The 15,371-nt window shown below is 71.3% G+C and carries 6 protein-coding genes; 3 read left to right on the forward strand and 3 right to left on the reverse strand.

The window, feature by feature from the left end:
• Positions 1–180: 180 nt before the first annotated feature.
• Positions 181–1,224 (forward strand): PucR family transcriptional regulator, encoded by a 1,044-nt coding sequence (locus tag HNR67_RS30380; protein WP_185005606.1) that lies wholly within the window; start codon positions 181–183, stop codon positions 1,222–1,224.
• A gap of 25 nt (positions 1,225–1,249) precedes the next feature.
• Here HNR67_RS30380 and HNR67_RS30385 read toward each other — a convergent pair whose 3' ends face one another.
• Together HNR67_RS30385 and HNR67_RS30390 are read right to left on the reverse strand one after the other, a co-directional pair.
• On the reverse strand, positions 1,250–2,011 hold the full coding sequence (locus tag HNR67_RS30385; RefSeq protein ID WP_185005607.1) for an AfsR/SARP family transcriptional regulator: 762 nt from the start codon (positions 2,009–2,011) through the stop codon (positions 1,250–1,252).
• A gap of 151 nt (positions 2,012–2,162) precedes the next feature.
• A complete protein-coding gene (locus HNR67_RS30390; protein WP_407645148.1) occupies positions 2,163–3,155 on the reverse strand; it encodes a methyltransferase in 993 nt (330 codons plus the stop codon).
• 101 nt (positions 3,156–3,256) lie between these two features.
• Here HNR67_RS30390 and HNR67_RS30395 point away from each other — a divergent pair, with 101 nt between their 5' ends.
• A complete protein-coding gene (locus tag HNR67_RS30395) occupies positions 3,257–7,099 on the forward strand; it encodes an nSTAND1 domain-containing NTPase (RefSeq protein ID WP_312988351.1) in 3,843 nt (1,280 codons plus the stop codon).
• A 74-nt stretch (positions 7,100–7,173) separates the two neighbouring features.
• A complete protein-coding gene (locus HNR67_RS30400) occupies positions 7,174–8,079 on the forward strand; it encodes an NADP-dependent oxidoreductase (RefSeq protein ID WP_185005608.1) in 906 nt (301 codons plus the stop codon).
• A gap of 57 nt (positions 8,080–8,136) precedes the next feature.
• Here the strand turns inward: HNR67_RS30400 and HNR67_RS30405 are convergent, their stop codons facing one another.
• Complete coding sequence (locus tag HNR67_RS30405; protein WP_185005609.1) at positions 8,137–15,243, reverse strand: PA14 domain-containing protein; 7,107 nt, start codon at positions 15,241–15,243, stop codon at positions 8,137–8,139.
• Positions 15,244–15,371 lie beyond the last annotated feature (128 nt).

Consider the following 15,371-nt stretch of genomic DNA (forward strand, 5'->3'; position numbering starts at 1 on the left):
GTTTCGCCTCGCCCACTGGCCGAACCTCTCCCACATCCCGGGTTCGTCCGCTCAGCCGTCGACAATCACCGAGGCCACCCTGTGCTTCCCGCGTCACTGGCGGAACTGCTGGATCCCCTCGTCGCGCAGACGAGTGAGTCGATCTGGCGTGAAATGGTGGCCAGGCCACCGATGTGCACCATGCCCGACTCGACTTTCCTGCGTGAAGGCGCGCGGCTGCTGATCGAGTTGTTCATCAGCGGCATCCGGGACGGCCGGCCACCGGGACCGGAACGGCTGGAGGTCTGCTGGTCGCTGGGCCGCAGGCTCTGCCACCACCGGGTGGCGGTAGAGGTGGTGCGCTGCTGTCTGGCGGTGGCCACCAAGGTGGTCTGGCAGCACGTGGCCGCGGTGAACGCGGGGCGGCACCTGGACTCGGCCGCGCTCGCCCGGCTCGGCGTGCAGGTGCTGGACTACATGGACGAGGTCGCCACCGAGGTGGTCACCGCGTACAAGGAGACCGCGGCCAGGATCAGCGACCGGCAGCGCTGCCGGCGGCAGCAGCTCCTGGAGGCGGTGCTCACCGAGGACTTCGCCGGGTCGGCGCTGGTCAGGGAGCTGGCCGAGCGCAACGACTGGCCGCTGCCCTCGACCATCGCCGCGGTGGCGCTGGCCGATCCGGGGGTGGGTCAGCACCGGTTGCTGATGCTGCCGCCGGACGTGCTCATCGACGTGGACCGCAGGCGGCCGGTGCTGCTGGTGCCCGATCCGGACGGGCCGGGGCGGGCCGCGCTACTGGCCAGGACGTTGCGCGGGTGGACCGCGGCGGTGGGCCCGACCGTGTCACTGCACCAGGCCGGGCAGTCGCTGGGCTGGGCCCGCGATCTGCTCGCGGTCACCACCGTTGACGCCGGACTGGTGCACTGCACCGATCATCTGAGCACGCTGATGTTGTTGCGGGACAAGGACCTGGCCCGGTTGCTGGTGCGCACCCGGCTGGCCCCGCTGCTGGCGTTGCGGGCGGACAAGCAGGAGTTGCTGGCCGAGACGCTGTCGCACTGGTTGCGGAGCGGGCAGGACACCGAGTCGGTGGCGGCCAGGTTGTACGTGCACGCGCAGACCGTGCGCAACCGGATCCGGCAGCTGCGGGTGCTGTTCGGCCCGGCGCTGGTGGAGCCGAGGGCGCGGCTGGAGCTGATGATGGCCTTGTCCGCGCGGAAACTGCTGCCCGCGCACCGGGACTGAGCCCGCCCGGCCGCCCCGGTCCGGTTCACCGGCCGGGCAGGGGTGGCAGTTCGTGCCGGAGGATGGCCAGTTCGGTGTCCCGCAACTCCGGTCCCGGCCGCAGGCCCAGTCGTTCGGCCAGCATGATCCGGCTGCGCCGCCCGGCCGCGAGCGCGTCCGCCTGCCGTCCGGCGGCGTACAGCCCGCGCATCAGCAGCACGCACAACCGTTCCCGGGTCGGCTCGGCCCGCACCAGTGGTTCCAGCTCATCGGCGACCCGGCGCTGCCCGCCCGCACACAGCTCGGCCACCGCCCAATCCTCCATTGTGGACAGGAACTCCTGGCGCAACCCGGCCACCTCCGGCCAGTTCCTGGTCATCGGCAGGTCGGACAGGGCGGGTCCGCGCCACAACGCGGCCGCCGCCCACAGCGATCCCGCTGCCGCCAACGGTTCCCCGGCGGCCAGTTCCGCCCGGCCCCGGCGGGTCAGGCGGCGGAACCGGACCAGGTCGAGATCGTCCTCGGCCACCCGCAGCAGGTAGCCGGGCGGATGGGTCAGCAGCAGGGGGGAACCCGGTCCGGCCGCCTCCGCCGCCAGTGCGCTCCGGAGTCCGCACACCGCGTTCTGCAGCATCTTGCGGGCCGTGCGCGGCCGGTTGCCCGGCCAGAGCGCGCCGAGCAGCTCGCCGGTGGCGACCACCGAGTTGTGCCGCAGCAGCAACAGGGCCAGCACACCCCGCTGGTAACCGGCGCGCACCGGCCGCACGCCCAGGGGTAACTCCAGTGCGCCGAGCACCCGAAACCGCACAGCTCCGCCATCTCCTTCGCAGGTCGGGGACTGGTGTCGCGTGTTCAGTCTGGCCTGGCCGGGGTGGCGCGGTCTTGTCACCGGACGCGCGTGCCGGGCGCGGATCCGGGTGGTTTTGTGTTGGCTGGACAACAAGTCCGGACGGCGGGAGTCAGCTAACGCGGAACTCCAGCAGGCAGCGCTGGTCGGTCAGGTCGGTCACCGCGTCCAGGGTCAGCCCGTGTGCCGAGCCCAGGGCGCGGAACTCCTCGACGGTGCGCTCCCGGCCGCCGAAGATCACCAGCATGGCCAGGTCGAACTCGGTGTCGGCCTTGCGTCCGGCGACCGCTTCGATGACCAGGATCCGCCCGTCGGCGGGCAGGGCCTGGACGCAGCGGGCCAGGACGCGGTGCGCGTGCTCGTCGTCCCAGTCGTGCAGGATGTCGCACAGCAGATACGCCTGCGCGCCGGGTGGGAGCGGGTCGAAGAAGCTGCCCGCACTGGCCAGGGCCCGGTCGTCGAGTCCCTGCTCGCGGAAGGTGTGGCCGGCCGCGGTCGCGGTGGGTTCGAGGTCGACCAGGTGGCCGCGCAGGCCGGGGTGGGCGGTCAGGATCGCGGCGAGCAGGGTGCCGACCCCGCCGCCGACGTCGACCAGCTCCGTGAAGCGGCCCCAGTCGAAACCGGCCACGATTCCCGGCACCTGCGCGCGGAAGCGGTGCGTCATCTGCCGGTCGAAGGACTCGCGCAGGTGCGGCTGTCCGGCCAGGTCAGCCCAGAAGTCGCGACCGTGTTTGCGGGCGTACCCGGCCTCGCCGGTGGTGACGCTGTGCAGTAGTTCGGTGAAGGCCAGGTCGGCGCGGCCACCGGCCAGGTCGAAGTGCAGGAAGTTGGTCAGGCCGTTGTCCGCGTCGGTGCACAGGGTCGCGCCGAACTCGGTGGTCCGGTAGCCGCCGCCGGTGTGTTCGAGGATCTCCAGCGTGGCCAGATGGGCCAGCAGGAGTTCCAGCGCGATCGGGGACAGCCGCTGCTCGGCGGCCAGCTGCCCGGCGGTGGCGGCGGTGCCGCGCAGGCGGTCCGGCAGGCCAAGGGTCACCGCGACCCGCAGCGCCATCGGGGTGGCCAGCCCGGCCAGTTGCCGGATCTTGACGACGTCGTGGTCACTCACGGAGATCCACGGTGGCACACCTGTCAACGCCAAATCGGTCCGCACCACACCCGGCGTGTAGAACGGACCCGCACAGTCGCCACAAGCCGGGAGGGAGCGCCGTGCCACGCGCGGAGCAGCCGCTGGAATCCGGTGACGGCGCCCTGACGCGCTTCGCCGCCGACCTGCGCGCACTGCGCAGGCTTGCCGGCGGCATCACCTACCGTGAGCTGGCGAAACTCGCGCACGTGTCGGCCTCCGTGCTGTCCTCGGCCGCCGGTGGCCGCACCCTGCCGAGCCTGCAGGTCACCCTGGCCTACGTCCGGGCCTGCGGTGGTGACGTGGGTGGCTGGGAACGGCGCTGGCACGAGGTGGCCGCCGAACTCGCCGACACTCCCCCGCCCGCGACCCCCGGCCCGGAGCCCTATGTGGGACTCGGCGCGTTCCAGGTCGGCGACGCCGCCCGGTTCTTCGGCCGGGAGCAGCTGGTCGCGGAACTGGACGACCTGGTGCGGCGGCACCGGTTCGTCGCGGTGGTCGGGCCGTCCGGCTCGGGCAAGTCCTCGCTGCTGCGGGCCGGGCTGCTGCACCGGGTGCGCGCCCGCGGGCTGCCCACCGTGCTGCTGACCCCTGGGCCGCGGCCGGTGGAGGAGTGCGCGGTGCGGCTGGCCGCGCTGACCGGCCGGTCGGCAGGCGACCTCGTCCGGGAGTTCGCCGAGCCGGGCGCCCTGCACCTGACCGTGTCGCGGGCGCTGGCGCACCGGCCGCCGGAGACCGATCTGGTGCTGGTGGCCGACCAGTTCGAGGAGTTGTTCACGCTGTGCGCCGACGAGGCCGAGCGCGGGCGGTTCCTGGCCCTGCTGAGCACCGCGGCCGGGGCGCCGGACAGCCGGGTGCGGATCGTGCTGGGGGTGCGGGCCGACTTCTACGAGCACTGCACCCGGTACCCGGACCTGGTGCCGGTGCTGCGTGCGGCGCAACTCGTGGTCGGGCCGATGAGCACCGCGGAACTGCGCGAGGTGATCACCCGGCCCGCGCTCGAGGCCGGTGCGGTGCCGGAGGCCGCGCTGGTGTCGCAGGTGATCGCCGAGGCGACCGGGCGGCCGGGGGTGCTGCCGCTGGTCTCGCACGCCTTGCTGGAGACCTGGCGGCGACGGCGGGGCAATGCGCTCACCCTGTCCGGCTACCAGGCCAGCGGCGGGATCACGGACGCCATCGCGCACACCGCGGAGACCGTCTACACCGGACTCGGCGGCGAGCGGCAGCTGTGGGCGCGGCAGTTGTTCCTGCGGCTGATCGCCCTCGGCGAGGGCGGTGAGGACACCGGGCGGCGGGTGCGCCGGGCCGAGCTGGACCTGACCGATCCGGCCGCGGCCGAGGTGCTGGACCGGCTGGCCGAGGCGCGGTTGATCGTGCTGGACGCCGACAGCGTGCAGATCACCCACGAGGCGCTGATCCGCTGCTGGCCGCGGCTGCGCGAATGGCTGGCCACCGACCGCGAGGGCCTGCGGCTGCACCGCCAGCTCACCGAGGCCGCGGCCCAGTGGGAGTCCCTCGACCGCGATCCCGGCGCGCTCTACCGTGGCACCCGGCTGTCCCTGGCCAGGGATTTCGCCGGGACGCACCGGCCGATGCTCACCGAGCGGGAGACCGGGTTCCTGCGGGCCAGCGTGGCCGTGCACGAGGACGAGACGGCCAGGGCGGCCAGGCAGAACCGCAGGCTGCGTCGGCTGGTGGCCGCGGTGGTGGGGTTCGCGCTGGTCGCGGCGACCGCGGCGGTGGTGGCCGGGCAGCAGCGCTCGACCGCGCTGGCCCAGCGGGACGAGGCGGTGTTCCGGCAGACCGTGGCCGAGGCGGACCGGCTGCGGGACAGCGATCCCTCGCTGTCCGCGCAGCTGCTGCTGACCGCGCACCGGCTGCGCCCGGCCGAGGACCGGGTGCGCACCCGGCTGCTCGGCACCCAGCGGACCGCGCTGGCCACCGCACTGCCGGGGCACCGCGGCAACGTCTACCTGACCACCTTCAGCCCGCGCGGCGACCTGCTGGCCAGTGCGGGTGAGGACGGCACGGTCCGGCTGTGGGACGTGCGCGACCGGACCAGCCCGCGCCAGCTCGGGCAGCCGCTGACCGGGCACCGGGGCTGGCTCAGCGCCGCGGTGTTCAGCCCGGACGGCCGCACCCTGGCCAGCTCCGGCAAGGACGGCACGGTGCTGCTGTGGGACCTCACCAACCCGGACCGCCCGCTCCGGCTGGGTGAGCCGCTGAGCACCGGCGAGGGCTCGATCTACCTGGTCGCGTTCAGCCCGGACGGCCGGATCCTGGCCGCGGGCAACGACAATCGCACCGTCCGGCTGTGGCAGGTCGCCGACCCGGCCCGCCCGGTGCCGCTGGACCGGCCGCTGGCCGGGCACACCGGTCCGGTGCGGTCGCTGGCGTTCAGCCCGGACGGGCGTTCGCTGGCCTCCGGTGGCGACGACACCACCGCGTTGCTGTGGGACATCAGCGATCCGGCCCGTCCGCAGCGCCGCGGCAAAGCGTTGACCGGGCACGGTTTCCTGGTGCACTCGGTGACCTTCAGCCCCGACGGCCGCACGGTGGCCACCGGCAGTCAGGACAACACGGTCCGGTTGTGGAGCGCCGCCGACGGCAGTCCGCTCGGACCGCCGCTGACCGGGCACACCGGCGGGGTCTGGTCGGTCGCGTTCAGCCCGCTGAACCCGGCGATCCTGGCCTCCGGCGCGGCCGATGGCACGGCCAGGCTGTGGAACGTGGCCAACCCGGCCACCGCCGCCCCGCTCGGCACGCCACTGGCCGGCGGCGGCGATGTGTACGCGGTCGGTTTCAGCCCCGACGGCGCCACCCTGGCCACCGGCAGCTCCGACCACCTCGTCCGGCTGTGGTCACTGCCCGCCGCGCAGCTGATCGGGCATCGCTCCACGGTCAACATGGTCGCCTTCACCAGGGACGGCAGGCTCGCCGCGACCGGGGCCAAGGACAACTCGGTCCGCCTGTGGAACACCGCCGACCCGGCCAATCCCCGGCAGTGGGGCGAGATCCCGGCCATCCCCGGCGTGCTCAAGTCCTGTAGTGCCTGCCGCACCTACAACCGGTTCAGCCCCGACGGCCGCACCCTGGCGGTGCTCAGCCATGCCAAGATCCTCCAGCTCTGGGACCTCGCCGACCCCGCCCGGCCAAGGCCGATCTCACCGGTGCTCACCCTGGGCACCCGGCACACCGCCGCGCTGGCCTTCAGTCCCGACGGCCGCACCCTGGCCACCGGCGACAGCGAGGAAACCGCGCAGCTGTGGGACATCAGCGATCCGGCCCACCCCGTGTCGGTGGCCAGGCTGACCGGACACGAGGGCTACGTCGGGCACGCCGAGTTCAGCCCCGACGGCAAGATCCTGGCCACCGCGGGCGGCGACCACACCGTGCGGCTGTGGCAGGTCGACAACCCGCGCGAACCCCGGCCGCTCGGCAAGGTCACCGGCCACCAGGGCGCCGTGGTCACGGTCGCCTTCAGCGCCGACGGCCGGTCCCTGGCCACCGCGAGCGCCGACCAGAGCGTCCGCCGGTGGCGCGTCACCAACCCCGCCGCCCCGGAGCAGATCGGCGAGCCCCTGACCGGGCACAGCCGATCCGTCTCCGCGGTCGCCATCAGCCCCGATGGCGCCACCGTGGCCAGCACCAGCACCGACGCCACCCTCCGCCTCTGGCACACCGGCCCGGCGCCGGGTCCGCTGGGCGAGCCGATCAGCACCGGCAACGGCGACGGCTACGCGCTGGCCTTCACCCCAGACGGCCGCCACCTGGCCACCGCCGACGGCTCCGGCGCCGTGCACCTGCTGGACCTGGACCTCGAACACGCCATCCAGCGGATCTGCGCCACCACCCGCGGTGTGCTGACCGACCACAAACGCGAACAACACCTGCCCGGCGTGGCCAACCCGCGCCCCTGCGGTTGACCAACCCGGGAATCAGCGGCCCGCCGCAACTGTTGCAATTGGACAGTGATCATCACGTTCTGAGGGGGCTGTTCATGCGTGCTGTCCGGATCCACCAGTTCGGCGGACCCGAGGTCCTGCGGGTCGAGGAAGTCGCCGAGCCGACCCCGGGCCCCGGCGAGGTGCTCATCCGCACCATCGCCACCAGCATCAACCCGGTCGACGACAAGACCCGCACCGGCGCCATCGGCGACGCCACCCCACCCCTGCCACTCACCCTGGGCTGGGACCTGGCCGGGGTGATCGTCGACGGCGGCACCAGCGAGTTCCGCCCCGGCGACCGCGTCATCGCCATGTCCCACCAACTCGCCACCACCCGCGGCACCTGGGCCGACCTGGTCGTCCTGGCCGCCGACGTGCTCGCCCCCGCCCCCACCACCGTCAGCCTCACCGAAGCCGCCACCCTGCCCCTGCCCGGTCTCACCGCCGTCCAGACACTGGACTGGCTGGCCGTCGCCGCGGGTGACCGCCTGCTCATCGCGGGCGCGGCGGGCGCGGTCGGCGGCCTGGCCGTGCAGCTCGCGCGCACCCGCGGCGCCCAGGTGCACGCGCTGGTCTCCCGCGAGGCCCAGCTGCCGGTGGTCAAGGAGTTCGGCGCGGAGTTCGCCACCACCGATCCGGCTGACCTGGCCGACGGCGGTTACGACGCGGTGTTCGACACCTTTGGCGCGTTCGTCACCGATGCGGTGGTCGACGGGGGGCGGTACGCCTCGATCGCCAGTCAGGCTGGGCCGGTGCCCGATCTGTCGGCGCGGGGGGTGCGGACGACGATCAACCAGGTGGTCGAGGACGGGGCTGGGTTGCGTGAACTCAGCGGGCTGGTCGACTCGGGGGCGCTGGTGTTGCGGGTGGCGGAGAGTTTCCCGGTGCGGGAGGTGCGGGCGGCGCACGAGCGGTTCGCGGTGGGTGGCGGGAACGGGAAAATCACGCTGACCTTCTGACCTGTCGGCCCCGGACACAACGAGTGTCCGGGGCCGGCATTCGCTACTGGGCTTTACTCAGAAGCACCACCCGAACTTGGCACAGCCCAACCATTTGGCCACCGATTTGGAGTAGTCCCACAGGCCTTCCGCCAGTGCCCGGGAATTCTCGTGCCGGTCAGACCGATAGAAGCTGTTGATCAGATTCCGGTAGATGTTGACCGCCATCCCCCGGATGTAGTGCTTGGCCAGATAGTTGGCCACCGCGTATCGGGCCACCGCCCGGGAAGCGCTGGCGGCGATCTTCCGGGCCAGCAGGCGCCCCGCCACCACCACTACCTGGAAAGCCAGCCGGGCGACAACCCACCAGAACTTCCCGTCCAGGTCGAGCTTGTTGATCGGGTCCGCGGCCGTGTAGTCGTAATCGTTGGCCGAACCCCCCTCAACCGGATCCACCGACAGGAACCGCCCCAGCACCGGCAGATAAGGCCGGGCGCCCATCTGCACAACCGCGAGTGCCCCGGCATGTTCATACGGCCGCTGATGCTGCCCAAGCCAGCCATAATCCATCTGCCCCGGCTGGTTGTCCGGCACATTGTCCGGCGCGACAACACCATCGGCCTTCACCGGCTCACCGAACGGCGTGTAGGTCCGCAACTCGCCGACCTGCTTGCCATCCACCCCGGTGGTCAGCGAGATGTCGCCGCGCACACTCGGGTGATCCCAGGTTGACGCCGCACCGCCCTTGAGCGTGTGCAGCACACCCCCTGGCAATGCGATGGACCGGGAAATCAGTCGCTTGTCCGGGCCGAGGGTGATTTCCGAAGTGTCCCCGTCGGCCGTATGGCCTTGCCGGACAACGCCGTTCTCACTGCTGTTGACCGCGGTGCGTTGCACGATGCGGTCGGTGGCGTCCCGGATGTAGCTGACCTCCGCCGGATCCGGACCCGTGGTGCGGGCGGAGATGTTGCGGTCCGCGCCGTCCCAGCCGAGCACGGTGGTGGCCGGGCCGCTGGTGAAGCCGGTGGTGTTGCCGCGGCTGTCGTAGCTGAATCCGGTCAGCGCGTTGGCGCCGATGGTCCTGGTGATGCGGTCGGCCGCGTCGTAGCAGTAGGCGGTGGTCGCGGTGCCCGCCGCGGTCTGGTCGTGCAGCCACATCCGGTTGGTGTTGCGGCCCGCGTTGGCCTGCGTGCCGCTGGGGCACTCGGCGTGGCTGTCGCTGGTGTAGTCGTAGCGGTACTTGTGCCCTGCCACCCAGGCTTCTTGCAACCGTCCGGTGGGATCGTAGCTGTAGTTCGGGCCGTCCGGGCGGGGGTCGACCCCACCCAGTGACTCGTCGATGACGGTGCCCGCGCTGGTGCGCTTGACGGTCGAGGCGATTTCCTTGCCGTCGCTGAGTTTCCAGGTGAGTCCGACCAGTCGGCCGCCGCGGTCCCTGGTCGCGGCCTTGAGTTGGGTGCCGTTGGCGTAGGTGGCGGTGGCCAGTTCGCCCGCCGCGTCGAAGCCGGTTTTGACCAGCACGGTGTCGCCGAGTTTGGACTCGGTCATCCGGCCCGCGTGGTCATGGCTGAACGTGGTGAACTGCGGTGGATCCGCGGCGTGCGGCAGGATCACCTTCTCCCACACCGCCCGCCCTGGGTGGTCGTAGCCGGTCTCGGTGCGGATCCCGTGCACGTCGACGTAGGCCACGGTCCGGCCCAGCAGGTCGACGGTGGTGCTGACGACGCCGGACTCGTCGCTGATCGAGGTGGTCAGCGCGTCACCGCCGACGGCGTGGTCGTGGCGCACGGTCCGGGCCGGGGTGCCGGGGAACTTGTGCTCGGTGACCCGGCCGCGACCGTCGTAGGAAAAGCACTGCCACGCACCGGAAATCGCCTTCGCGATCACCCGGCCCATGACGTCGTGGACCTCCTCGACCGTGCGGGCCTCGCCGGTGCCTGGGGTGGCCGAGGTGGTTGTCCTGGCCAGTCCGGATTGGCTGACGGGGTCGGACTGCGGGGTGCAGGGGTTGTCCCGGGTTTCGGTGTTCCCGTAGTAGCTGTAGGTGGTTTTCGCCCCGGTGGGCATGGTTTTGGCTGTCTTGCGCAGGAACCCTTCGCCGGGTTTCTCGTACCCGGTGCGGGTGCCGAGGTTGAGGCCCTTGGGGTCGGCTGTGGACGCGAGGGTCAGCCCGTAGGCCGGGTCGATCTCGCCTGCCGCGCCGCCGTGGTGGGTCTGCGTTTCCCGGCCGGGCACGCCGTCGGACTCGTAGTCCAGCACCGTGGTGGCCAGGCCGTAGTCGGGCCGGAGTTCACCGGCCGGCACCTCGACCAGCGCGCCGCCCTGCCGTTGCCAGCGCAGGTTGATGCCACGGGTGGCCCTGGTCTGGTTGCCGGTGAGGCCGTGCTGCAGGTAGTCGACCCGGAACCGGTGCTGGCCAGGGGACAGGTCGATGGCCCGCCTCTCGGCGTTCACCGGCCCGGCCGCGCCGACCTGCCGGGCGATGTCGCGCTCGCCCAGTGCGGTGTTGAAGATCGCGACTTCGTCCACAATGGACCGGGTCGAGCCGCCGACGGGACGGCGTCCGATCGCCAGCGGCACCGAGTTGGCCGCCGCCGGGTGCTCGAAGGTTGCCTCGCCGGACTTCTGGCCGTTGATGTAGAAGGTGACCTTGTTGCGGTCATCCCTGGTGACCACGACGTGGTTCCAGGACTCGTTCGCGATCTGCTTGTCCGACAACCGGTCCTGCCAGCCACCGGTGAGGCCGATCTGCCGGAAGTGCAGTCTGCCGTCCGGGGTGATGGCCAGTTCGTAGGGCATGCTGTCGTTCTCGCGGAACTTGCTGATCAACTCGTGCCAGCCGCCGCCCGCGTCGTTGCGATACGGCTTGACCCACATGGAGATGGTCAGCGGTCCGGTGATGTCGAGTGCGTCGTGGTCGGCGATGAGCGCCCGGCCGTTGGTGAAGTTGACGCCGCGGTTGCCGTCATCCGGCAGCGCGCCCTCGGCGTTGCGGCCAGGGTTGTCCTCGTAGCGCCCGTCCCGCCCGTTGCCGGAGGCGTCGCGGACGGTGTCGTCGCCGTCGCCGAGCCGCCAGTAGCCGACGGGTTTCTTCTCCAGCACGGTGGGCGCGTAGGTGCGGTCGAGCACCAGGTTGTCGTCGATGTAGACCCTGGCGCCGTCGGTGGCGTCGTTTTCCGTTGTCTGGAAGGTGTATCGGCCGTTGTCGGCGACCTTCACCAGTCCGGTCATCCGGCCGGAGAAGGCGCCGTTCGGGTCGATTCCGGGCGCCGGCGGGGTGGTGGTCCAGTCGGTGTTGGGGGCCGCGGTGGAGTAGGCGGCGGTCCGGCCGGTCATCGTGCTGTTGGCCCACCAGGCACTGGACAGGCCGGTGTGCCCGCCGTCGTAACGCGTTTCCTGCAACGGCATCTGGTCGCAGCCGGCCGGTGCGGGGTGGGTGGGATAGCGGCTCTCGTCGTAACAGTGCGCGGGAGCAGGCCCGAACTTCAGCGTCGGGTTGCCCTTGTCGTCATAGATGGTGGTGCTCCGGCGACCGCCCGGATCGGTCTTGGCCAGCTCCTTGTCGTCCTCGCCCCACTGGTAGTGCGTGGTGCGGTCGGTGGCGTCGGTGTCGGTGAGCATCCGGCCGCCCTTGTCATAGGTCACCCGGCGGCTCCACCTGCCCGCGGGCAGACCGCTGAGCCAGACCACGGTGGCCTTGTCCGCGCCGTAGTAGCCGTAGCCGCGCGCGATGCGCCGGCTGGGATTCTGGTTGAAGCCACTGGGTTCCGGCGACCGGATCTCCTTCACCATCCGCTGGTCGTGGTGGTAGTCGACCAGGTAGTCCACCGCGTTGGTGTTGCGCTTGTCCAGGTCGGCCCGGATCCAGTCCAGGGCCTGCGGGGTGCGCACGGTGGAGAGCAGGTGGTCGGCGTGGAAGCTCAGGTGCATCCACTCCTCGCCGGGGTTGACGAAGCCGGAGACCTTGCCGTTGTGGAAGAACAGCCTGCTCTTGCTGCCATCGGGGAAGGTGACCCCGCAGACGAAGCCCGGCGGCACCGGGTCCCAGCCTTGGGTGTCCGCGCATTCGCTGTCCCCGGCGTAGTGCAGGCCGAGCGAACGGTTCGACACCGGATCGGTGATCTTGGTGAGCCGGGCGATGGGGTTGGCCGCGTCGACCGGGGTCCACTGCATGGTGGCCGCGGCCGGTTTGCGGGCGTCGGTGGCCGAGGTGACCGATTCCAGGTTGCCCGAGGCGCTGAAGACATAGGTGGTGCCGTCGCCGTCGAGCAGGGTGAGTTTGCCCGCGCTGTCCCTGGCGAGCGTGCCGTACTCACCGGCGGGCGGCGCGTAGCCACCGTCGGAAAGCCTCGCATAGGCGTGGGACGCGCCTGTGCTGTCCACAAGGGACACTCCGGACTCGGTCAGCACGGCCTTGGTGTAGCCGTTGCCGCCGCCGTCGAAGTCCGCGCTCATCGACCAGCCCGGCGGCAGCGCGGGCGCGACCGGGGACAGCCAGGAGGAGGGCACCGGGATGAGGTGACCGCCTTCCCGCTGGGTCCACAGCTGCACGTGCGCGCCGCCGTTCCACTCCCGGTACTCCACCCGGATCGGGTAGGACTTGCCTGCCTCCAACTGGATCCCGGCCGCGCCGAGCCTTGGCGCGCTGCCCGGCGGGTACCAGTTCTTCCAGTCGTCGTAGAGCGGCTGGTTGTTGACCCACACCCGCATGCCGTCATCGTGCACGCCGCCCAGGAAGAACTTCCCGGTGTCGGGCACCTTGAGGTAGCCCTGCCAGCGAATCCGGTAGCCGTCGTCGCCGATCACCGCCGGATACGGCGAGCCGAGGCCCCAGTCGAAGGAGACCTGCGGGTCGGTGCGGACCAGCACCGGGACGTCGGTGTCCTTGATGCCGTCGGTGGAATCGCCGGTGAAGTAGGAGCCGACGAGCCCGGATTCGCCGGTGCCCTGGGAGTTGTAGGTGAACTCCACGCCGACGTCGCCGCCGACGGTCTTCATCTTCGGCGTGGTCAGCTTGGTGATCACGTTGCCGTTGGACAGGTTCACCGTCACCGGCCCCGAACTGTCCGTGGGCACCGGCGCCTGCGCGCCGAGGCGCATGTCCACCCGCAGCTTGCGCGAGGCGGCGTAGAAGGTCTCCTCCTTGGACGCCACATCCCTGGCGCGCACGGTCCAGGTGTAGCTGACCCCGTCCTTGAGCACCCCGGCCGGGACCGTCCACTGTGGAGTGCCCAGCCAGCCGGACAGCGCGACCAGCCCGGACCGGCCGTCCTCGCCGGTGGCGATGGAGAACTCGTACTGCACCTGGTCACCGTCGGGGTCGGTGACCGGGTTCGCGTTCAGCACAGGCTGTTTGGTGGACACGACCGCGCGGTCGACCGGTTCGGTCAGGCCGGGCACGGCGGGTTTCTGGTTTGTCGTGCGGAAGCTCCACACCGGCGAGTACACCCAGTCCGCGTGCCCGTCGGTGGTCCGGGTCTGCCAGAAGTACTGCCTGTTCCAGTCGAGTTGCCGCACCCGCGCGGAGTGCGCGTGGTTGACCCCGGCCGGCACGTCCACCCCCTCGGCGTCGATGGGCTTGCCGATGACGTCCTGGCTCTCGGAGAGGTAGAACTCCACCCGTTGGGCGTCCCCGTTGGGATCGCCGACGCCGACGCCGAAGGTGAATCCGGTCTGGTGGTAGGTGGCGCCGTCGTTGGGCGAGGGCCAGCTCAGCGTGGGCTGGTGCGGGGCGTCGTTGTAGTCGATGGAGAGCACCGGCGCGCCGCCCTGCTGGTTGGCCTCGGAGGCGGCCAGTTTCTTCCAGGCGCTCTGGCCGTCCGGGGCGTCCAGGGCGAAGCCGTGGTAGCCCCACCGGCCCGCGGTGAACTCACGCACCCAGTCGGTCACGCCGACCGCCGTCGCGCTGCCGCCGACACCCTGACCCCACAGTTCGGGCCTGCCCAGTGCGGGTTTGGTGTTCCAGGTGACGGTGTTGTGCTGCCAGCCGGAGTCGATCGGGCGGACCCGGAAGTTCGTCGGCGTCGACAGGTTGGAGTGCACCCAGAACACGCCGAGGTCGGCGCCCAGGATCTGCTTGCCGTGCATCGGGCCGAGGTCGAACCAGAGGTAGGTCTCGTTCCAGCCCGCCCCCGGCCAGTAGCCGACCTTGTTGATGTAGCCGTTGCCCGGCTCGTGGTCGACGGTGTAGTTGTTGCGCGGGAACTCGCTGCTCACATAGGAGTCCAGCGAGGTCTGGTCGAAGGTGCCGGGGTCCACGTGCACCGGGAACTTCCGCTCCGGCGCGTTAACCCACCCGGCGTCGGCGGCCAGCACGATCCGCCAGCCCTTCTTGGCGTCGCCTTCGAGGCGCTGCCGCACCGGGCCCTTGCGCCATTCGCCGGATGCCTTGTCCCGCACGGCATCCCACATCACCGCAGCAGGCACGGTGAAGGTCACCACCCCGGCGGCGTTCTTGACCAGCACACTGCCGTCCGGCCGGGCCTCGGGCGTCTGCCCGGCGGACAGGTGCAGCCGGAAGGTCCACTGTGGACTCTTGACTGCCCGGTGCAGCACGAAGGTCTGCTTCACCCCCGAGGCGGTGGTCTCCAGCTGCAGATCGACCCCGGGCTGCACCTCCCGGTAGGTGGCGACCGCGCCGTTGACCTCGGCGGCCTGGTCCCGCAGGCCCTCCAGCTCCAGCCGCGCCTGAGCCGCGGGCGCGCCCACGGTGATCGCCGCGCCGGGGTCGGTGCGGTCCGGCAGTTCCAGCGGCACCGCGGCGACCTTCGGCGCGACCACGCCGTTCTTGATCTCCAGCGTGGAGTCGACCGGCACCAGCTTCCCGGAGTTCTTCTCCGGCGCGTTCACCACGCCCTGGAAGATCTTCGCGGTCCTGGTCCCGTCCGGATTCCGGTAGATCGTCGCGGACGGGCGGCGTTCCACCACCTCGGACTTGCCTTCGACATAGCCGGTGCGCTGCGGTTTCGCCGGTGATGGCAGCGGAGCCGACCGACCGGTCGGGGCAGCCGCGTCCGCACGCCGGGAGAAGTCACCGGCCGGGTTCACCGGGGTGACCGCGTCACCCGCCTGACTGGGTAACTTCGGGATCTCCGCGTAGCTGCGCGGTTTCACCGGCGCGGGCGGCCGCCCACTGGCCGACGGCACCGATACCACCGAAAGACTCAGCGCGGCCGTGGTCAGCACGACCACAGCTCTTCGGAACAACGATGACCTTCGATTCGAACTCACTCTGACCTCGCGTCCAGTCGGCACCGGGGAGACTCGTCAGCGAACGGCCCCAGCACAGCGAAAACCGTGCTGGGAAAGGCGAA

Origin of the sequence: Crossiella cryophila (assembly GCF_014204915.1) — a bacterium.
Lineage (GTDB): Bacteria > Actinomycetota > Actinomycetes > Mycobacteriales > Pseudonocardiaceae > Crossiella > Crossiella cryophila.

Excerpts from the sequence above, each read along its gene's own strand:
- HNR67_RS30380 (WP_185005606.1), top strand. The coding sequence starts at position 181 with ATGCCCGACTCGACTTTCCTGCGTGAAGGCGCGCGGCTGCTGATCGAG.
- HNR67_RS30400 (WP_185005608.1), top strand. The coding sequence starts at position 7,174 with ATGCGTGCTGTCCGGATCCACCAGTTCGGCGGACCCGAGGTCCTGCGG.